The sequence below is a fragment of the Microcoleus sp. B6-A1 genome (genome assembly GCF_036705085.1).
Lineage (GTDB): Bacteria > Cyanobacteriota > Cyanobacteriia > Cyanobacteriales > Microcoleaceae > Microcoleus.
Genome location: NZ_JAUBTU010000063.1, coordinates 1 through 19,887 on the forward strand (window position 1 = coordinate 1; position 19,887 = coordinate 19,887).

Sequence of the window (19,887 nt, forward strand, 5' to 3'; positions counted from 1 at the left end):
GTCCAAAAAGGACGGGCGGGACGCCCATCCCACAATAACAATTAAAATTGTAAGTTATTTAATTCGCGATCCTTAGATTAAAGAATTTTAATCACGTAAGGTGCACAGTGTGCACCCTACGTTTAGGGGAATTTGTGCGTAAGGTGCACGCTAGGTTTAGGTGGTGATATTGAGTGCGGGAAATTTTTAGGCGATCGAGATTTCAGGCGACAAATAAACATCTTGAATGGCGTGGAACAATTTTACGCCTTCTTCAAAAGGACGCTGAAAAGTTTTGCGGCCGGAAATTAAGCCGCAGCCGCCAGCGCGCTTGTTGATTACCGCCGTGCGAATTGCTTCTGCAAAATCGCTTTTCCCGGAAGCACCGCCGGAGTTAATTAAACCCATCCTTCCCGCATAACAGTTGAGCACTTGATAGCGAGTTAGATCGATCGGGTGATCCGTTGTTAAATCCGAATAAACGCGCTTGTCGGTTTTGCCGTAACTGTGACCGCTAGCTTTAGCAACAGCTTCGTAACCGTTATTGCACTCGGGCAACTTCTGCTTGATAATGTCAGCTTGAATTGTCACTCCCAAGTGATTTGCTTGACCTGTCAAATCAGCCGCAATGTGATAATCTTTGTCTTGTTTAAAGATATCGTTGCGGAGATAGCACCACAGAATTGTCGCCATTCCGTATTCGTGAGCGTGAGCAAAAGCTTGACTGACTTCTTGGATTTGCCGCGTCGATTCCGGGGAACCAAAATAAATTGTTGCTCCGACTGCCGTTGCTCCCAAATTCCAAGCTTGTTCGACAGAAGAAAACATTATTTGGTCGAATTGATTGGGATAAGTCAGCAATTCGTTGTGATTTAGCTTGACAATAAAAGGGATTTTGTGCGCGTATTTACGAGATACGCTTCCCAAAACTCCCAGCGTTGTCGCGACAGCATTGCAGCCTGCAGAGATTGCTAGTTTGATGATGTTTTCGCTGTCAAAATAAATGGGATTTGGTGCAAAAGAAGCGGCCGCCGAGTGTTCGATTCCTTGGTCTACTGGCAGGATGGATAAATAGCCGGTATTCGCCAAGCGTCCGCTAGAATAGAGTTGCTGAAGCGATCGCAAAACTTGAGGAGATCGATCGGTTTGAGCAAAAATGCGATCGACCCAATCAGGGCCAGGCAGGTGCAACAAATCTTTAGAAACTTTTGCTTGATGGGTGAGCAACTCTTCGGCTTCGTCGCCAAGCCAAGACTCGATGGAATTGGGAACTGATAGTGTAGCTGTCATAAAGAATCTCAGTAAGTGCGAAACTCAGTGGCTTTAGCCCTGAGAGGACAATGACACTTCGGCTACGCGAGCGTGGATCACACAAGCGGTTTCAACCGCATTGAATCTTTCTTTACCCATTACCGCCTTGGAGTTGTTCAATTTGGTGTACTTTTGTAATGCACTTTCGATGGGACAATTACCATCTCAAACTTCCCAACCCTGTACGCATAATGGTTCGCTCAATTGAGCCTCCCTTTCGGGGTAATGTTAGCTTGTCGGTCAATGTTTTAAGAGCTTTTTCGACCTGCAACACTGTTTCAGTGACTTTAAAACTGTTTAATTGCAGATGACAGAGCAAGGAACTAGCTACGCATTCCGGGGTGTCGTGACTCAAAAAACGTAGTCAATTAAGACTTAGGCTGGTCAGTACAGCTTGCAAGAATTTCTCTTACAAGCTCAATCCCTTTAGGGTTGAGTTACTGACGCAGATTTCCCTCTCAATTTCAATTGCAGGCTGATGATTGCAGACATTAGCCTTGGTGATATTGTAGCGAAAAAATCATATTTTCCATCCCCTCAACACTCGACCCAGTTTTTAACAAGTTAGCGACAACAGCAGCTAGAACGCGCTACTCTATAATAAGCTGGCAGTTCAGCCGGATCGGCGCTGCCAGCGATCGCCGCTCGACTCACAACTTTGCCATCACAATGTCAAATACTTACTTCGATTCTGAAAACGCTCACAAATCCTTCGAGATGCCCGGTGCTCGGCCGCATTACAACCCGGATCGCCCCGGTCAAGTAGAGCACATTTTCCTCGACTTAGTGCTGAATATTCCCAAACAAAGCTTTCGCGGCACTTGCAGCATCCGCATCAATCCAGTCCGCAGTGGTATTGACAAATTAACCTTAGATGCGGTAAACCTCAACATTGAATCGGTAAAAGTTGGCGAAACCGAGCAAGATTTCGACAGCGACGGCGAAGTGCTGCAAATTCAACTGCAGGAACCAACAGAAGCTTACCAACCAATTACTATTGCGATCGAATACTCGGTCGAAAAACCCCAGCGCGGCCTCTATTTCGTCGGCCCGGACAAAAACTATCCAGACAAACCAACACAAGTTTGGACTCAAGGCGAAGACGAAGATTCCCGCTTCTGGTTTCCCTGTTTCGACTATCCCGGACAGTTGGCAACTTCGGAAATCAGAGTGCAAGTTCCGAGACAACTTTTTGCTATTTCCAACGGGGAATTAATTAGTACAAAAAACGAAGGCGACGATAAAATTTATCACTGGTCCCAAACCCAGGTACACCCGACGTACTTAATGACCTTAGCAGTCGGAGATTTTGCCGAAATTAAAGACGAATGGAACGGCAAACCCGTTAATTATTACGTGGAAAGAAGCCGCGAAGCAGACGCTAAGCGCAGCATGGGCAAAACGCCTCAAATGATTGAATTCTTTTCTAAAGCATTTGGCTATCCTTACCCTTTTCCCAAATACGCTCAAGTCTGCGTCGATGATTTTATCTTCGGCGGTATGGAAAATACTTCCACAACTTTGCTGACAGATAGGTGCTTGTTAGACGAACGCGCCGCCCTCGACAATCGCGGTACTGAAAGCTTAGTCGCCCACGAATTAGCTCACCAGTGGTTCGGCGATTTAGTAGTAATTAAACATTGGTCTCACGCTTGGCTGAAAGAAGGCATGGCTTCTTATTCCGAGGTGCTTTGGACTGACAAAGAATATGGCAAAGAAGACGCGGCTTACTATATGTTAAATGAAGCCCGCAATTATTTAGCTGAAGATAGTTCCCGCTACCGCCGCCCGATCGTTACTCACGTTTACCGCGAAGCAATCGAATTGTACGATCGCCATTTGTACGAAAAAGGTGCTTGCGTCTATCACATGATTCGCGCCGAGTTGGGCGACGAATTATTTTACAAAGCAATTCACACTTTTGTGCGGGATAACGCTCACAAAACTGTAGAAACGATCGATTTGCTCAGGGCGATAGAAAAGGCTACCGGTCGCAATCTGATGTTTTTGTTTGACCAGTATGTTTATCGCGGCGGTCATCCAGATTATAAGGTTGCTTATTCCTGGGATGGTGACAGCAAATTAGCAAAAGTTACTGTCACTCAAACTCAGGTAAAAGATAGCAAGAATGGCAACAGCAACAGCAAAGATGTATTCGATTTGAAAATCCCGATCGGCTTCGGTTACAAGCCAGAAAAAGAAGCAGACGATGACAGTTATGTACGTTCTACTGCTAACCTAAAAACTTTCACAGTCCGAGTGCATGAGCGCGAGCAAAGCTTCTATTTCCCTCTCGAAGAGAAGCCTGCATTTATCAGTTTTGATGTCGGCAACAAATACTTAAAAACTGTAGCGTTAGAGTATGGAGTTGCGGAACTAAAAGCTCAGTTGCAGTTCGATCCAGACCCGGTTTCGCGGATTTACGCGGCCCAAGCTTTGGCGAAGAAGGGAGGGCTGGAAGCGGTGAAAACGCTGTCAGAAGTTCTCAAGAAAGAGCCGTTCTGGGCAGTACGGGCCGAAGTTGCCGGTCAGTTAGTTGAAATTAAACTCGACCAAGTTTTTGAAGGTTTAGTAAGTGGTTTAAAAGATAAAGATGCTCGTGTTCGTCGCGCTGTGGTGAATGCGCTGGGTAAAATCCAAACTCACGAAACTTATAAAGCGCTGAGATCGATCGTCGAAAAAGGCGACGACAGCTATTATGTAGAAGCAGCAGCAGCGACTGCTATTGGCGGAATCTCAGCAGCTAACCCCGACGAAAAACCGACCGACGAACAGGTACTCAAAGAGTTAAAATTGGTGCTCAAAGAGCGTCAGGGGTGGAATGAGGTAGTGCGATCGGGTGCGATATCCGGTTTGGCGCAGATGAAAACTTCTGAAGATGCGCTGAATTTAATTTTGAAATACACAGCCGCCGGTACTCCGCAAGCTTTGCGCTTGGCTGCAATTCGCTCTTTGGGCACAATTTCGACTGGTCAAACGAAGGTCAATTTAGAACGGATTTTGCAGCGATTGGCAGAATTATCTAAAGAGACGTTTTTCTTGACTCAAGTCTCTGTAGTAGTGGGATTAGGACAAATGCAAACTCGCAAAGCCATTCGCATTTTGCGTTCTTTAGCTGACCAAACTCCCGATGGCCGCGTCCGCCGCATGGCTGATGAAGCTGTGCAAAGAGTGCAGAAAAATGCTGGTTCTGATGCAGCGGTAAAGCAGTTGCGGGAGGAATTAGACCAGGTGAAAAAGGAGAATCAAGATTTGAGGAGTCGGATGGAAAACTTGGAGGCTAAGGCGAAGAAAGATTAGGTGTAAAATCCTACCGACGCAGATAAAGGCAGATATTGGCGATCGGCTTTTATCTGCTTGTCGGTAGAGGATTTGGCGAATTTATTATAATAATATTATTGTTCAGTGGGAGTGCAGGGGAATTTCCTATTTTCGACAGACAGGAAAAGCCAAATATGTTTATTATCCAATTTATTGCTGTCTCAACTTGGGAAGTGTAGAAAATCAGGCGTGCAGTTTTTATTGTTTAGTTGGCAGCTATTAATCGGAGTTATGCACGGGTGGCGAGAAACCGGGTTTTTTACGAAAATCCTGCGCTGTAGCCCGGAGAGTCGGCAAAAAACCCGGTTTCTTTAGTCCTATGTCAATCAAGTTGCAGCAGATTTTGCAGCCAGAAATATTGCAGAAATCATGAGTATAAAAATCGCTTTACTGGTCGATCAATCGGGGGTAATTCCCTATCGCATTCAAGACGGACAAATAGAAGTAATGCTGATTACTTCTTCGGCTAGCAAGCGCTGGGTGATTCCCAAAGGATTAATTGAACCTGACATGACTCCCCAAGATTCCGCTGCCAAGGAAGCTTGGGAAGAAGCAGGTTTGTTGGGTAAAGTGTTCCCGGATTTACTGGGAACTTATGAGTATCAAAAATCCGGCTATATTTGTCAGGTAGAAGTATTTTTAATGGAAGTGGAAGCAGTTCTGGAAATTTGGCCGGAAGCTAGCAAAAGAAAGCGGCAGTGGGTAAGTATTCCGAAAGCAATTAAGCGGGTTAATGAACCGGAACTAAAACTCATTTTGGCGGATTTGCCAAATCGGTTCTGGTGAACAATACCCAGATATCCGACTTATTCACAAAGTCGGGTATCTAAGACTTCTCGACAAGCTGGAATCGGAAGTGCATTCAAAGTTCAGCAATGTTAAGATTAAAATGTGCGCGATTCCAGGAGTCACTTACCAGGATTTAAGTCGCCAGACAAGATTCCGCTATACGTTTCTCAAGTGGCTTGTCTCATAATGCCCGATCGCGATCGAATTCAAAAGGAGATAAACTCATGTTTGACTACAAACTTGTTGGCAGTAAACTCCATGAAGTCATTAACTCATAATTTATGTTATAATTTTATTGCAGCTTCGTTTACCATAATAAATTGCCTTGGATTATAACTTTGATTGGAATCCAGCCAAAGAAAAGCAAAATATTCGCAAGCATTAATTAAATTTTCGTTTGGCATCAACTGTTTTGCGCGATCGTTCTCAATTAACAATATATGATGAAGAACACAGTCAAGATGAAGATAGATGGATTACCATAGGCTTAGATGAAACAGGAACTTTAAGGGTTGTCATCCATACCTTTGAACAAACCGATCGCACCTCCTGTATAATTCGGATCATTTCAGCCCGCAAAGCTAATTTCACTGAAAGCCAAGCTTATCAAGAGAGGAAATTATGAAATCAGAGTATGACTTTTCTTCATCAGAGCAAGGCAAGTTTTACCATCCCGATGCTACGTTTCATTATCCCATTTATCTCGAACCTGATGTCGAGGAATTTGTGACTAAAATTGCTGAGCATAAAAAGATTGAGGTTCAAGTTTTGGTCAATGAATGGCTGAGAAATAACATTAAACTAATTCAAAGTATTGAGTAGGTGAGAAACCCGGTTCCTTTTCTCAAGTGGCTTGGCTCATAATGCCCGATCGCGATCGCTCCCAGAAGGAGATAGGATCATGTTTGACTATAAACTTGTAGAAAGTAAACTCCATGAAGTCAATCGATTTTAGATTTTAGATTTTAGATTTTAGATTGAAGCCTTGACCCCACGGATAAATGCGGGGCGCAAGTTTCATCGGATACAGGTTTTTTATTTCTGGACGGATGAATCCGGGGGCTTGTATCCTGGATGCTTTCGGTCATTAACATCGTGAAACCACAACTGTCAGACACTCAAATAGAACTTATGGTTTCAGATATTCAGGCGGGCGAGTGGAATCTGGCGTTAGAGACTTTGTGCGATATTCTCCTTGAATAATAAATTCCCATAAATTTAAAGGCTTATGAACTTTTGCAAGAAGTGGGCAATATCTTGAACATGGAACGGGAAACTTGGGAGATGTTAAAAGTCCAAGTAACTCCTTGAGAATAGAATATGTAGATGCGATTGCTGCAAATCCCAGAGAAATTGCAGCAAAAAGTCCAGATGCCTTAATACAGATTAAGCGTTAGCTGACAGAAAAGGAATACTTTCGGCTAAGTTATCCTTAACTTCAATTCCCTGTTTTTTCGCCCAAAACTGGCTCAAAAAGTGAATTTGCCGCAAGCCGACAACTAAATTTAAACCGGGTACAAAAATCCACCAAACTGTTAGCGGTTCTTTGATTCCTTCTTGGCGGTACAATTCATTAACTGTGTTGTAAAGTTTGAACTGCACGATGTAAATCCAAGCAATACCCAGCAAGGAAAACCAACCAAACCATCCGGGAACGTCAGGATCGAATATCCGCAAAGCTTGGGGGACAGCTACTCCTAAAACAAAAGGAAGCAAGCAAAGAGTTCCCGACCAACCCGTGCCGTTATAGCGACGCAATTCTTCTTGAATAATCCATTTATACCATCCGTAATATAGCAGCAAGCTGACTCCAGACAGCAAAATTACTCGCCACAAAGAGCGGGGTTTACCTAAAGGTTTGTCGGACATATTTAGATGTAAGATATGAATTGCTATCTTGATTATATTAACATTTGTTAATTATTGCAAAATCATTTCTCGAATCGATCGCGCTGTTGCAGGGGCCAGCAGAACACCGTTGCGATAGTGGCCGCTGGCGATGAAAACGCGATCGTTACCGGGAAGCGTCTCGATAATTGGGGCCGGCCGCCCTTCCGGCCGCGGGCGCAATCCTGACCATTTCCTGATGATTGAGGCGAATGCTAAGGCGGGACAAAGTGATCTCGCCCTCGCCATCACTTGCTCCAACATATCAGCATTCGCCTGAATTTCCCCGCCATTTTCGGAAAACTCCACCGTCGCCCCCACCCAAAATTCCTGATTTCCCAAAGGCACAATGTGAACGTCATCGCAAGTAATTACTGGCCTAAAATCTGGGTTTCCTACAGGATTGGCCGATCGCAAATGCAGGGCTTGTCCCAACACCGGGCGAATGTCAACCAACTGATTTAAGGATGCAGTTACAGCAGCAGAACCCAAACCAGCGCACACAATTAGTCGATCAAAATTTTCAGCAACAGGCAAGATGCCTGTTCCACAAGACTTATTGACAGCAATGGAAGATGGGAGTTGAATCTGAGACACCTGAGAATCCAACTCAGTAATGCCTTGAACTTCCACTCCAAACTCAAAATTAACTCCTTTGAGTTTAGCAGCATCAACCAAAGCCAAAGTTAGCGCCGTCGGATCGACTTGCCGGTCTTGAGGCGAATAAATCGCAGCAATAATCTGATCATTTAAATAGAGATGAGGGCAGCGAGATCGCACTCGTTCCACATCCCAAAGTTCCAATTGCCAACCTTGAGACTCGCGAGTTGCTATCAACTTTTCCCACTTACTTAAATCCTCTCCCTCCGAACAAAGCATTAAAATTCCTTGTTTGTTAAAAGGAATTTTTCGCCCCGTAACTGCTTCCAATTCTGGAATCAAAGTTTCGTAGCGCTGAAGGCTGGTTTCCCTCAACTGCCAATTTCTGCCCTTAGTTTTGTGGCTGATAACTCCCATCAAAACACCGAGTGCAGCGCCAGTAGAACCTTGTGCCGGCGGCTGTTTGTCGAACACAGTAACTTTCAGTTCGGGAAATTGACTTAGTTCAAAGGCGATCGAAGCCCCAACAATACCGCAACCAATAATTGCAACGCGAACCATTCAATTTTAGATTTTAGATTTTAGATTTTAGATTAACTGCTTCCTAGGTTTTGTCCATATAAACCTTTTTTGGACGGGCAAGATGCCCGTCCCACAAGAAAACTGATTCTTTCTTTGTGGAACAGGCATCTTGCCTGTTCTTGACAATGATACGCCCCACAAGAAAACTGATTCTTTCTTTGTGGAACAGGCATCTTGCCTGTTCTTGACAATGATACGCCCCACAAGAAAACTGATTCTTTCTTTGTGGAACAGGCATCTTGCCTGTTCTGGATGCCAGATGTGAGTTAAAGCTAATTAAGCTTTAGGAATTAGCTGCAAGAAGGTATCGAAATCATTGACAGCTTTTTGATAGCTGGCCGTGACTTTTGCATAGTCAAGCTCTTTAGCAGCAAGATCAATGTTAACCAAATCGGTAAACAAACTCTTAGTTAAATCAACAGCTTGTTGTTGAGAACTAGGCAACAAACTCGCAGAGACGGTTTTCATGGTGTTCCGCAAGTCGCCTAGAGGCCCGTGAATGTAAGTTCTGGTATCAATCCAATTCCGTTGTTGAATTAGAGTGCCCAATTTATCCATGCGCGATCGGAACTCGGTCAGGGTAGGAACATAGCGCTGAATTTGCTGAGTCTGGGCTGCTGTGTAAGTCGTTGGAACTTTTGCTTCGACACTGCTGCAACTAACCAGAAATGCCATCAAAAACGCCATCATCAAGGCAAAAATTGAACGGGGACGAGTCATATCGATTTTAGATTTTAGATTTTAGATTTCTCGTTCTCAGGCTCTGCCTGCGAATGCAGCTCGGCGAGGAGCTGGTTTACTGACCTAGCACCGAGAGTTATGTACAAAATATTATTTTACCTCCTGGCGGCGCAGAAAAGTTATCAGAGCATCGCCAACTTTTTCTGACCAATGTTCTTGAGGATAATGCCCCGCTTGTTCCAGTGTGACTAACTCTGCATTTTGCAGGGAACCTACTAGCTTTTTAGCAGGTTCAACACTCAGCCAAGGATCTGTCAAACCCCACACAAATAAAGTTGGTCGAGTCCATGCTTTCAAGCCGGATTCAATTTCTGCCATTGACTGCGGCAACTGAATATTGCGGACTGTATTCATTAGCGATCGACCTGCATCCGAACTCTTCAAAAACGGGCGGCGGTAAACATCTAAATCCTTGTCTGATATTGTCTGGCCGCTGCCACCTTCGAGAGTTCTGTCAACCAAAAGCGGGTCTTGCGTCATCATGTCGCCAATAAAAGGCAGCCCCAACTGCTGCATTTTCCAAGGCAATCTTATATTTCCTGAAACTGGTGTATTGATGACGGCTAGACGCTCAATTTTATCGGGATTGCGTAAAGCGTATTGAATGCCGGCTGAAGCTAAAAATCCTTGGACAACGAGGTAAAATCGGTCTAATTCTATAGCTTGAATAAAGCCAGCAAGGGCGTCAACAAAAGCATCGGGAGTGTAGGCAAAGTCGCGCTTGTCTGGTTTTGTCGATCGCCCGTAACCCACCCAATCTGGGGCGATCGATCTAAATCCCTGTGCAGCCAAATCCGGCATCATTACAGTCCAGGTAAAACTCTGGGACGGCAAACCGTGCAGCAGCAGTACGGGCAGTTTACCAGTTTCGTTAACCGGATTTGTTTCCCGATAAAACCATTGCAGCGGGCCTACTTCAACTATTTTCTCATCAATTGACATTATTTTATATCAAATCCGTTAGCATCTGAATAGGAAATTCGAGTTCACTGTTGACTGTTCACTGTTGACTGTTCACTGTTCACTGTCAACCGTCAACCGTCAACCGTCAACCGTCAACATCATTCCGGTGTAACCGGAAATGATATTATTTATCAAACAATAAGGCGGGGATTCCCCGCCCTACTTACCTAATAGTTGGGTTCGCACATAGTACCTTACCCAACTAATTACAGCCGCGCTTAGAAATTCATTTCAGCAGCTTGAACTTTTTCGACCTGTTTCTTCTTGAGAACCAGCATGATTTGAGCCAGCATGGTCAAAGCCACGAAAGCCATCAATCCTTTAACGCGATCGGCACTTTGCAGCACAATCTCCACGTCTTTTTGACCGAAGCCGCCCACATTAGGATTGTTCGTCAAAAGTTCGCCTGCTGCAACTGTTTGTCCTTCGGTAACAATCAGTTCTGGGCCGGCAGGAATCGTATCAACAACCGCTGCACCTTCGGCAGGTTGAATTGTCACTTGATAACCGCCATCTTCCTGTTGAGCAATCTTAGAAACGCTACCAGCTACCGAAGCATTGTAAACAGTATTATTGCTCTTTTCGCCAGTAGGATAAACCTGACCGCGGCCGCGGTTGCCACCAACATAAATTTGGTATTTGCCGTAGTGAACCGACTTGTCAGTTGCCGGATTCGGCGACAAAACTGGGAATACCAATTCTTTGTACTGTTCTCCCGGTACGGGGCCCACTAAAACAATATTTTCTTGGGTTTCGCTGTAAGGTTGGAAGTAAAGATCGCCGACTTTTTCCTTCATTTCTTCGGGAATTCTGTCAGCGGGAGCAATCTTGAAACCTTCGGGCAACATCACAACTGCACCCACATTCAAGCCGCCTTTGCTGCCGTCGCCGACAACTTGCTGCACGCTAGTATCGTAGGGAATCTTGACAATAGCTTCAAACACTGTGTCAGGCAAAACAGATTGCGGTACTTCAACTTCAGTCGGTTTTGCACCGAGGTGACAGTTAGCGCAAACAATGCGACCTGTGGCTTCGCGGGGAGTAGCGGGTGCTGTTTGCTGAGCCCAGAAAGGGTAAGCAAATGCTGCTTGGGGAAGTGCGATGTCGCTGGTGAGGAAAAATCCTGCGGCTACGATCGCAATTAAGGCAGTTTTCGCGATCGTCCTGGCACTGCGGCGAAATATCGCAGATAAATTAGTTTGTGGCATTAGAGTATTCAATCTCAAAGGTCAGACAATTAGTCATTGGTCATTAGTCATTGGTCATTGGTCATTGGTCATTGGTCATTGGTCATTGGTCATTAGTTGCTAGTTGTGCGCGGTGAAAGATTCCCAACTCCGACGTTGTTATCTACTAACTACTGACTGCTGACTAATGACTAATAACTATGACCACCAAGGTGCTTCGCCGGTGCGGAAATCAGTTTCTGTCCAAGTTGTAAAAGCGATCTTGTCATCTGCGACAGTGGCGTGGGCCAGGGCCAGAGACAAAGGCGCTGGACCGCGCACCACTTTGCCCTCATTGTTGTATTGAGAACCGTGGCAAGGACAGATAAACTTGTTTTCGCTAACATTCCAAGGCACGACGCAACCCAAGTGAGTGCAGACTGCATTGATGCCGTAGTCGGCGATAGATAAGTCTTCTTTCACCACAAGATAGGTGGGGTCGCCTTTGAGACCTTGGGCTAAGCTGCGATCGCCCGCAGGGTGCGAAGTCAAATATTCGCTAACGATGATGTCGTTACCCAAAGCATCTTTAGCTGTGACTCCACCGCCAACTGCCCCACTCGACGGAGGAACAAAATATTGGACAACGGGATAGAGTGCGCCCAGTGCCACACCTGTGACTGTACCGAACGTCAGCAAATTCATAAATTGGCGACGCCCCATATCGGGAACATCGGGATTTCCAGCAGAAGATTGAGCCATGACCTGCCTTTACGGTTTTAAGTTACGTTTGTTTGTTAGCTGGAGCGCGAACTTGTACGTGCAGAGGAAGGAGGATAATTGCCGTTAATCTGCTCGCACAAATTTTAGGCCGCGAAAATTCCTTTTAAGAATGCGCCTTCCAGCCTTTATTAGAGTATTATTACATTTTTTGAACTTTGTCTTTTATTGTTTAATGGATTAACTCAGGAGCAACCATGACGGGCAAGGATTTACACCAGCTACTGCTAGAAAAATGGGGAAAGTCTTACGATATCAGATTGCGGCGAACGCGGGGCAAGATTTTTGTGCAAGTTATGTGGAAATATCTAGAACAGGCATCTTTTCCGATGACGGAGGCTGATTATTTCGAGCATTTGGATGCGGTGGCCAATTACCTCAACGGCTGGGGGAGCACAGAACAGGTTAGAGAATACATCCTAACTACTCGCGATCGCCCGCGCTTGGGTAAAGCTGTCAGCGTTCCCCTAGATTTGGGTGAAAGAGCCTCGGAGTGGTTGCTAGACGAGTTTTGAATCAGTCATTAGTCCTCAGTCATTAGTCCTCAGTCATCAGTCCTCAGTCATTAGCCATCAGTCATATCAAATCCAGTTAGATCCGAATGATACCGGAGTGCGAGCCTCCCCGCTTGGCTGCGCCGGGGGAAACCAAAGCGCTACATCCTTTTGATACCGGAGTGCGAGCGTCCCCCCCCGCTTTGAGAAACTAGAGCGATCGTGATCTGTGCTCGCACCAGCTCTTGTGTGGCGGGATTTCCGGCGCGCGCTATGGGCTGTGGGATTTAAATGCTGCAACAGTTTCTGGGGCTTTTTAGGGGCTTTTTTAATTTTGGGCGATCGTCCTTCATGCTTACCAAAATCATCCGAACCAATTTCTGTCAACAATTTCACCTACAATGAGTGTCAGATATCTTGTGAAATTTAGGAGAATGTTGTAATGGGTGTTGCACTGGGAATGGTTGAAGTCTTAGGATTTCCCGCTGCAGTAGAAGTTGCGGACTCAATGGTGAAAGCAGCCCGTGTTACTTTAGTTCGCTATGAGAAAATAACCCGCGCCTACTGGACAATTATAGTGCGAGGAGATGTTTCTGAAGTGCAAGCAGCCGTTGCTGCTGGAATTGAATCAGTTAAAAAGGTCGATGGCGGAAAGTTGCTATCGTATCACATAATTGCTCGTCCCCACGAGAATCTGGATTACATTTTGCCGATCGGCTACACTCCTGAAGTCGAACAGTTCCGAATGTAGTCAAAGTTTTGACAAAACTTTGGTGTTGAATTTTAAGTTTTAGTAATTATAGAGGCGCGGGCGATCGTGTCTCTATATTTTTTTGGCTGCGAGTCGATATATTTTTGTGCTGTGTTTATCTGCGGTATATTTTGCCGAAGCAGCAGGCAGAATAATTTGGAATTCTTAACCGCAGATCAACGCAGATCAACGCAGATAATACAATCAGCCAGTAATCAAATCACTGGCGGTGATTCTGTGAACTCCCTTCAGAATTCCGATGATTTGACCATTCTGAAGAATCTGGGTATCAGAACCATTCAACTGAGAACTTATGTTTGCAAACGGAGCGCGAGAACGTACCAAAAGTTTATCTTCACCTTGTTTGAAGTCAGCAACAATATCTCCCCCAGTCCACCAAAGCCTAAACTTGTCAGCCCCCTTACCACCAATCAGGTAGTCATCGCCACTCATGCCAAACAATAAGTCGTCGCCTGCCCCGCCAATCAGCGTTTCGCTGCCGTCTCCGCCAAGGAGAGTATCGTTGAAGCCAGAACCTATGGCTACTTCGAGGCCGGAGAGCGAATCTATGCCACCCTGCCCGTCGGAAGCCCGACCTAACCCAGACCCGTCGCCGACTGGCCCCAACTGGAGATAGACGCCCGCTCCTCCAAAACTGTAAGATACTGTGTCAATGTCAGCCCCGCCATTAAGGGAGTCATTGCCAGCCCCGCCATCAAGAAAGTCGTTGTTAGCCCCGCCATCAATATAGTCATTGCCGCTGCCACCATAGAGAGTGTCATCGCCATCGTTTTGTCGAGGAGGGCTTACTCGGGGATCGCCATCAAAACCAATGAAACTACTGCCACCATAGAGACTGTCATCGCCATCTTCCCCCGACAGCAAATCGTTCCATACGTTGCCCTCGAGTTTATCGTTCCCAACTCCACCATATAGCAAGTCATTATTATCGCCACCGATAAGAGAGTCATTTCCTTCTCTACCGTAGAGCGTGTCATTATTTAGGTCACCATTCAGAACATCGTTGTCTGTTCCGCCGTCAAGCCAATCTTGACCCCAGCTTCCAATGAGATTGTCATTGCCAGTCTCACCAAAAAGAATGTTAGTAAAGCCGTAGTTATCTACGTAACCATATTGACTTGCACCATACAGTAGGTCATCGCCACTTCCACCATATAACCTGTCACTGCCATTTTGACCGTAAAGAGTGTCATTGCCAGCTCTACCATAGAAGATGTCATTATCACTGATCGAAGATCCCTGGGTGTACCGACCATCATTCATATAGTCGTCAAGCAGATCGTTTCCATCTCCACCATCAAGCGAGTCATTGCCAATTTCCCCAAAGAGCGAGTCATTGCCGCCCAAGCCCAATAGAGTGTCATGGCCAGCTCTACCATAGATGATGTCATCGCCAGCAGTGGAAGCGGGAGGGCCCGAGAAGGTGTCAGCGCCAGTAGTGCCAATTGTTGTTGCCATATATTTAATTTCCGATTGAGATTAAGAAACTGAAACCGTCAAAAAGGTAAAAATTTACAGTGGGGATTTTTCAAATGAACTTACTAAAAAATCCACCCAAAAAACCAACAAGTCTCCTATCTTAGGCAGCCAGGAAACTCAAAAGATATAGCTAGACTTCAGTGAGCCAGGTTGACTCTCTTGCTGAAGTTTTACGTTCTTGTTCAGTAATTTCACTGTGTGGGTATGTTATCTCTAACTCGAATACTAAGGATCAGCTCGTGTCAAATCTTCATGAAAACCTTAAAAACCCACTTATTAAAATAACTTATGATTGCCAGCCCGATCGCCTAAAAAATAGTGTAAATTAAGGCTCAAAACCTTGACCCCAGACACCTAACGCTAAACTTTGCTAATGTGAATTTAATATTTTATATTAAATACTTATCAAACAGACACTAAATCAGCAAAGATTATCATATAAAACAATCAACTTACTCCAATAGCTGAGAAGCTTAGCTTTACACAATGTTTATAACCTTACTTAAGTAAATAGGGAATTCGCCCTCAAAATAGCTGAAGCAATGTTTTTAAGATAAGTTGACAACCATCCCAATCTCGGCTAAAAATAGCAGACAATTTTAAAATTCAGATGTTCGGTAACTTTTGCATTGTCTGCTATTCTTAATTCTCATCGTCCTAAAAGCTTTACCAAACCAACCCCGCCAAAATACAAGCTCAGCACCGCACCTCCTAAAAGACTTTGCGTTAAAGGGTCAGTAGAAGGCGTTAAAACCGCTCCCAAAACTGCCGCTCCCAAGACTACATACCGCCAGCCGGAGAGCATTTGGTTGGAAGAAACTATGCCCAAAACGCCGAGCAATACTTGGACAATCGGGATTTGAAAAGCTAAGCCTGTGCTGAACATTAACAGCAGCACAAATTTAAAGTATTTGTCGATCGACCACAACTGCTCTACAACATCCGCCCCATAGGTGACAAAGAAATTCAGCGCCGCCGGAATCAGAGCGATGTAAGCAAATACTAAACCGCCCAAAAAGAGGAAACTCGAACCGAAAAACACAGGCCCCAGCAACCTGCGTTCTTTCCGAGTCAAACCGGGGAGAACAAACAGCGCTATCTGGTAAAAAATAAACGGAGTGGCGATGAGCAAACCGCTGTATCCGGCTACTTCGATAGAAACAAAGAAATACTCGCCCGGAGCTAGTTGCAGAAACTTGACGGGCCCGGCCGGTACTTCGAGCAGTTGCACGATGGGTTTAACTGTGAAAAAGCAACCGATTACTGCGATTGCTACTGCAATTAGCGAGTAGAAAAGTCGCTGCCGCAATTCTTCTAAATGGTCGAATAAAGACATTTCAACTTCGTCGGGAAGTTCGTCTAGAAATTCGTTTTCTAAGTTGCGAGAACCCATCGCACCGCCGGCGATTGGTGCAATGCTGTTTTCCTGGCTAATTGCTTCGAGATTGTTGTCGGAACCTTGTTCGGATGTCTCCAAGTTTGAGGGAGCAGTCATAGGGAATGGGTAAGTGGTAAGGGGTAATTGAGAAGAGGGAATGGGTAATTGAAAATTGGTAATTGGTAATTGGAAATTGAGAAGAGTTATTTCATATTTGCTCCGACTTCCTTCTTCATTCTTCATTCTGGCTTCAGCAGCAGAAGGAACGATCGATAATTAATCCGTGTAGCGGTGTCAAAATCCGTGTCCTGCCTTCATTATTCAATCACGATCGCAATTTTGCCGATCGCGCGGCCCGTTTCGCTGTAAGCGTGGGCTGCAGCTACTTCTTGTAAGCTGTAAGTGCGATCGACAATCGGCTCAACTTTATCGGATTCTATTAACTCCCGCAAAGCCTCTAAATCGCTGGGGTTGGCATTGGCTAGAATGAATTTAGCTTTTTTACCCGATATAAACCAGCTCGTTAACATCGGTGCGAGGTTCTCGAAACTTGGCAAAGTCGATATATAAATTCCCTCTGCTTGCAGCACTTTTTCGCATTCAGCAAATGTTCTTGTCCCGACAGCATCCAAGATTATATCATATTTATCGGTTTGTTGAGTAAAGTCAATTTCTGCGTAATCCAGGACAAAATCGGCTCCCAAACTCTTGACAAATTCTATATTTTTAGCACTGCAAACTCCCGTTAGTTCCGCATTCATTGCTTTCGCAACTTGCACGGCAAAAGTGCCGACTCCGCCGGAAGCGCCGTTAATCAATACTTTGTTTCCTGCTTGAATTTGACCCAAATCCCTCAGCGATTGCAAAGCAGTTAAACCTGCGATCGGTACTCCTGCTGCTTCTGCATGAGTGATGTTTTTCGGTTTAAAGGCGGCATCCGATTCTGGCACGGCCGCATATTCGGCGCAAGCACCCCCATTGATGGGATTTAAGAAAGTATAAATTTCATCTCCGGGTTGAAATTTGGTGACTTCCCGGCCGACTTCCACGACAACTCCCGATATGTCTGAACCGACTATTCGAGGAAAGTTAAATCCTGTTAATAGTTGCAGGTGTCCTTGCCGGATTTTCCAGTCTACGGGATTGACGCTGCTAGCGCGAACTCGCACTAACAATTCGTTGGATTTGGCGATCGGCTTGGACAATTCTCGGTACTGCAATTCTTCGGCTGAACCGTAGCGATCGAACGCAACTGCTTTCATGGCAAATTTTCCGGTTTATTTCCAATAGAACACTCAATCCTTTACAATTACAGCACATTCGATCTAAATGTGACACAGTAAATTGAGCCAGCCTTGTAGCAGCGGGCGATCGACTCTTGGAGGCCTCCAGACAGGACGCAGGCGTGAGGCAATGGGTTCGCTGGCAAGCGTGCGATGGCTAGCGATTAAAATTAATAGGGACGGGGCGGGCGATCCCATAACCCTGAGCATAATCTACTCCAATCTCTCGCAATTTTTCTAAGATAGTCTCGTCTTCGACAAACTCAGCTATAGTTTCAAGATCCATCGCATGGGCAATACGATTAAAGCCTTCAACCAGCGCTTGAGAAATCAAATTATGACTAATATTCTTGACAAAAGCACCATCTATTTTTAGATAATCAACTGGTAAATTTATCAGATACGCAAACGAACTCAACCCACTGCCAAAATCATCTAAAGCAAAGCAACAGCCAATTTTTTTGAGTTCGCCCATGAAATATCGGGCTTGCTCAAAGTTTGCGATCGCTGCCGTTTCCGTGATTTCAAAACCAATGGTCTCTGGGGGGATTTTGTAGCGAGAAAATTGTTCTATTAAAAACCTCATAAACTGATTGTTACTAATGCTAGCCCCCGAAAGATTTATCGTGTATAAGCCTTGACTAATAATATCTTTCTCCGGTAATTTGTGATAGTTAGAAAAAAAAGTTTCGATTACCCAACAATCGATCTCAGTTATCAATCCGTAACGCTCGGCGGCGGGAATAAACTGAGCTGGAGATACTATTTGTCCATTTTCGTCCAGCATTCTAATCAAAATCTCATAATGCTCAACTAATGGTTTAGAAGTAATAGAGACAATTTTTTGGTAGTAGAGACAAAAACGATTGGTTTCCAGCGCCCGGGTGATTTTGGAAATCAACTGCCTCTCACCACGTTGTTTAATTAGTTCGCTATCATCTAGACTATAAATATGAACACAGTTGCGGCCTCTGGCTTTGGCGGCATAACAAGCTGCATCAGCAGCTCCCAGAAGCTCCATCAAATTTTGGCTGGTTTGGTCAATAGCAACAACTCCAATGCTGACTCCGATGATAAAGGTTTTGCCATTCCAAATAAACCGAAACTGATGCACTAAGTCTTTGAGGTTTTCCGCAATTTGAGTTGCTTGAGAGAGCGAACATTGATTGAGCAAAATACCAAATTCATCACCTCCCAAGCGAGCCAGCATATCATCAGCACGAACTCCCTCTTGAATAAGTGCGGTGATTTGGCGCAGTAGCTCATCGCCAGCAATATGACCGGCGGTATCGTTAACGACTTTGAACTGATCTAAATCTAAATAACAGAGAGCGTGCCGGTGATTGCTATCTTTAACAGAGGCGATCGCATCAACTAGGTGCTGCTCAAATCTTCGACGGTTGATTAACCCCGTCAGGGCATCGTGATTGGCTTCCCAAGAGAGTTTATGGGTGAGATAGCGCGATTCCGTAACATCATGAAAGACCATGACTGCCCCGATAATTTGACCTTGGCGGTCTCGAATCGGTGCTGCCGAGTCAGCAATGGGATACTCGGTTCCATCCTGGGAAATCAGAATAGTATTGTTAGCTAAGGTCACAATTCGCTCTTCTAATAGAGCCTTGTTTATAGGATTCTCTACTGTCTCTCGCGTCACTTGATCGACAATTAGGAAGACTGTAGAGAAAGGAACTCCTTGAACCTCATCAGCCCTCCAGCCTGTCAGCCGCTCAGCTATAGGATTGAAATATCTCACATTACCTTGGGCATCAGTAGTAATGACCGCATCGCCAATGGATTGCAGTGTCACTTGAGCCAATTCCTTTTCGGCAAAGAGAGACTCTTCGAGACGTTGCCGTTCTTCAATTTCTATCAAGAGACGTAAATTCTGCTTTTGGAGTTTTTGTTGCAGCCTTCCAATAGTTAGGTGGGTTTCGACACGAGCTAATACTTCTTCGACTTGAAATGGCTTAGCAATATAATCTACCCCTCCCGCAGCCAGCCCTTGCACCTTATTAAAAGTTTCATTGAGCGCACTCAAAAAAATTATTGGAATCTCTGCAGTGCGCTCGTCAGATTTTAATTGTCGGCAAACTTCATAACCATCAATATCAGGCAATTTAATGTCTAGTAAGATTAACTCCGTCGATGGCGATTGGGCAGCTCTGATCGCCATTGCCCCTGTTATAGCACTGCGAACTTTATAACCCTCTGCCCTCAAAGTATCCCTGAGCAGACGCAGGTTATCAGGCAGATCGTCAACAATTAAAATATTGCCTCGGTAGTTTGTAGCTCGATCGCTAAACCTATCGCTCGTTGTATCGACAATCATACTGATTTCCCTAGTTTCCTGCTAGAGGAA

Annotated in this window: 17 protein-coding genes; 6 read left to right on the plus strand and 11 right to left on the minus strand. The window is 45.0% G+C overall.

The annotated features are described in order from the left end of the window. Positions 1-186: 186 nt before the first annotated feature. Positions 187-1,269: a class I fructose-bisphosphate aldolase gene (locus QUB11_RS21355; RefSeq protein WP_333206770.1), complete on the minus strand. Its 1,083-nt coding sequence runs from the start codon at positions 1,267-1,269 to the stop codon at positions 187-189. 690 nt (positions 1,270-1,959) lie between these two features. Here QUB11_RS21355 and QUB11_RS21360 point away from each other — a divergent pair. From QUB11_RS21360 to QUB11_RS21375, 4 genes are all read left to right on the plus strand, one after another. Further along, positions 1,960-4,590, plus strand: coding sequence for a M1 family metallopeptidase (locus tag QUB11_RS21360; protein WP_333391662.1), 2,631 nt, complete (start codon positions 1,960-1,962; stop codon positions 4,588-4,590). A gap of 390 nt (positions 4,591-4,980) precedes the next feature. Next, the gene (locus QUB11_RS21365; RefSeq protein ID WP_333391664.1) at positions 4,981-5,397 is read left to right on the plus strand and encodes an NUDIX hydrolase; all 417 of its coding nucleotides are present in this window, start codon (positions 4,981-4,983) and stop codon (positions 5,395-5,397) included. A gap of 400 nt (positions 5,398-5,797) precedes the next feature. After that, the gene (locus QUB11_RS21370) at positions 5,798-6,025 is read left to right on the plus strand and encodes a BrnT family toxin (RefSeq protein WP_333391666.1); all 228 of its coding nucleotides are present in this window, start codon (positions 5,798-5,800) and stop codon (positions 6,023-6,025) included. Next, positions 6,022-6,222 (plus strand): hypothetical protein, encoded by a 201-nt coding sequence (locus tag QUB11_RS21375; RefSeq protein ID WP_333144455.1) that lies wholly within the window; start codon positions 6,022-6,024, stop codon positions 6,220-6,222. Before QUB11_RS21370 ends, QUB11_RS21375 begins: the two co-directional genes overlap by 4 nt. A 564-nt stretch (positions 6,223-6,786) precedes the next feature. On the opposite strand, the gene QUB11_RS21380 is transcribed toward QUB11_RS21375, so the two are convergent. The 6 genes from QUB11_RS21380 to petC form a co-directional block, all read right to left on the minus strand. Next, entirely contained in the window at positions 6,787-7,269 is a 483-nt protein-coding gene (locus QUB11_RS21380; protein WP_333391668.1) for a hypothetical protein, read from the minus strand. 51 nt (positions 7,270-7,320) lie between these two features. Further along, positions 7,321-8,448, minus strand: a complete 1,128-nt coding sequence (locus QUB11_RS21385) for an FAD-dependent oxidoreductase (protein WP_333391670.1) — start codon at positions 8,446-8,448, stop codon at positions 7,321-7,323. A 297-nt stretch (positions 8,449-8,745) separates the two neighbouring features. Further along, the gene (psbQ, locus tag QUB11_RS21390; protein ID WP_333206775.1) at positions 8,746-9,189 is read right to left on the minus strand and encodes a photosystem II protein PsbQ; all 444 of its coding nucleotides are present in this window, start codon (positions 9,187-9,189) and stop codon (positions 8,746-8,748) included. A 111-nt stretch (positions 9,190-9,300) separates the two neighbouring features. After that, positions 9,301-10,152, minus strand: coding sequence for an alpha/beta fold hydrolase (locus QUB11_RS21395; protein ID WP_333391671.1), 852 nt, complete (start codon positions 10,150-10,152; stop codon positions 9,301-9,303). Positions 10,153-10,391: 239 nt separating this feature from the next. Then, positions 10,392-11,381, minus strand: a complete 990-nt coding sequence (gene petA, locus QUB11_RS21400) for a cytochrome f (RefSeq protein WP_333206777.1) — start codon at positions 11,379-11,381, stop codon at positions 10,392-10,394. Between the two features lie 177 nt (positions 11,382-11,558). Then, positions 11,559-12,101 (minus strand): cytochrome b6-f complex iron-sulfur subunit, encoded by a 543-nt coding sequence (gene petC, locus QUB11_RS21405; RefSeq protein WP_333391672.1) that lies wholly within the window; start codon positions 12,099-12,101, stop codon positions 11,559-11,561. Between the two features lie 215 nt (positions 12,102-12,316). On the opposite strand from petC, the gene QUB11_RS21410 reads away from it, so the two are divergent. Then, positions 12,317-12,634 (plus strand): DUF3067 family protein, encoded by a 318-nt coding sequence (locus QUB11_RS21410; RefSeq protein WP_333206779.1) that lies wholly within the window; start codon positions 12,317-12,319, stop codon positions 12,632-12,634. Between the two features lie 421 nt (positions 12,635-13,055). Continuing rightward, positions 13,056-13,364 (plus strand): carbon dioxide-concentrating mechanism protein CcmK, encoded by a 309-nt coding sequence (locus QUB11_RS21415; RefSeq protein ID WP_333044070.1) that lies wholly within the window; start codon positions 13,056-13,058, stop codon positions 13,362-13,364. 204 nt (positions 13,365-13,568) lie between these two features. Here the strand turns inward: QUB11_RS21415 and QUB11_RS21420 are convergent, their stop codons facing one another. The 4 genes from QUB11_RS21420 to QUB11_RS21435 all read right to left on the minus strand — a co-directional run bounded on the left by QUB11_RS21420 (position 13,569) and on the right by QUB11_RS21435 (position 19,857). After that, positions 13,569-14,843 carry a calcium-binding protein gene (locus tag QUB11_RS21420; protein WP_333206781.1) on the minus strand — a complete coding sequence of 425 codons (1,275 nt, stop codon included), beginning with the start codon at positions 14,841-14,843 and terminating at the stop codon, positions 13,569-13,571. A gap of 670 nt (positions 14,844-15,513) precedes the next feature. Then, positions 15,514-16,359 carry a twin-arginine translocase subunit TatC gene (gene tatC / locus QUB11_RS21425; RefSeq protein ID WP_333391674.1) on the minus strand — a complete coding sequence of 282 codons (846 nt, stop codon included), beginning with the start codon at positions 16,357-16,359 and terminating at the stop codon, positions 15,514-15,516. Between the two features lie 200 nt (positions 16,360-16,559). Next, complete coding sequence (locus QUB11_RS21430) at positions 16,560-17,504, minus strand: NAD(P)-dependent alcohol dehydrogenase (RefSeq protein ID WP_333391675.1); 945 nt, start codon at positions 17,502-17,504, stop codon at positions 16,560-16,562. Positions 17,505-17,682: 178 nt separating this feature from the next. Continuing rightward, positions 17,683-19,857: an EAL domain-containing protein gene (locus QUB11_RS21435; RefSeq protein WP_333391677.1), complete on the minus strand. Its 2,175-nt coding sequence runs from the start codon at positions 19,855-19,857 to the stop codon at positions 17,683-17,685. Between the last annotated feature and the right edge of the window lie 30 nt (positions 19,858-19,887).

Bases quoted from the DNA above. Each gene is read 5' to 3' on its own strand.
- QUB11_RS21355 (WP_333206770.1), bottom strand. From the start codon at position 1,269: ATGACAGCTACACTATCAGTTCCCAATTCCATCGAGTCTTGGCTTGGC.
- QUB11_RS21360 (WP_333391662.1), top strand. From the start codon at position 1,960: ATGTCAAATACTTACTTCGATTCTGAAAACGCTCACAAATCCTTCGAG.
- QUB11_RS21365 (WP_333391664.1), top strand. From the start codon at position 4,981: ATGAGTATAAAAATCGCTTTACTGGTCGATCAATCGGGGGTAATTCCC.
- QUB11_RS21375 (WP_333144455.1), top strand. From the start codon at position 6,022: ATGAAATCAGAGTATGACTTTTCTTCATCAGAGCAAGGCAAGTTTTAC.
- QUB11_RS21380 (WP_333391668.1), bottom strand. From the start codon at position 7,269: ATGTCCGACAAACCTTTAGGTAAACCCCGCTCTTTGTGGCGAGTAATT.
- QUB11_RS21385 (WP_333391670.1), bottom strand. From the start codon at position 8,448: ATGGTTCGCGTTGCAATTATTGGTTGCGGTATTGTTGGGGCTTCGATC.
- psbQ (WP_333206775.1), bottom strand. From the start codon at position 9,189: ATGACTCGTCCCCGTTCAATTTTTGCCTTGATGATGGCGTTTTTGATG.
- QUB11_RS21395 (WP_333391671.1), bottom strand. From the start codon at position 10,152: ATGTCAATTGATGAGAAAATAGTTGAAGTAGGCCCGCTGCAATGGTTT.
- petA (WP_333206777.1), bottom strand. From the start codon at position 11,381: ATGCCACAAACTAATTTATCTGCGATATTTCGCCGCAGTGCCAGGACG.
- petC (WP_333391672.1), bottom strand. From the start codon at position 12,101: ATGGCTCAATCTTCTGCTGGAAATCCCGATGTTCCCGATATGGGGCGT.
- QUB11_RS21410 (WP_333206779.1), top strand. From the start codon at position 12,317: ATGACGGGCAAGGATTTACACCAGCTACTGCTAGAAAAATGGGGAAAG.
- QUB11_RS21415 (WP_333044070.1), top strand. From the start codon at position 13,056: ATGGGTGTTGCACTGGGAATGGTTGAAGTCTTAGGATTTCCCGCTGCA.
- QUB11_RS21420 (WP_333206781.1), bottom strand. From the start codon at position 14,843: ATGGCAACAACAATTGGCACTACTGGCGCTGACACCTTCTCGGGCCCT.
- tatC (WP_333391674.1), bottom strand. From the start codon at position 16,359: ATGACTGCTCCCTCAAACTTGGAGACATCCGAACAAGGTTCCGACAAC.
- QUB11_RS21430 (WP_333391675.1), bottom strand. From the start codon at position 17,504: ATGAAAGCAGTTGCGTTCGATCGCTACGGTTCAGCCGAAGAATTGCAG.
- QUB11_RS21435 (WP_333391677.1), bottom strand. From the start codon at position 19,857: ATGATTGTCGATACAACGAGCGATAGGTTTAGCGATCGAGCTACAAAC.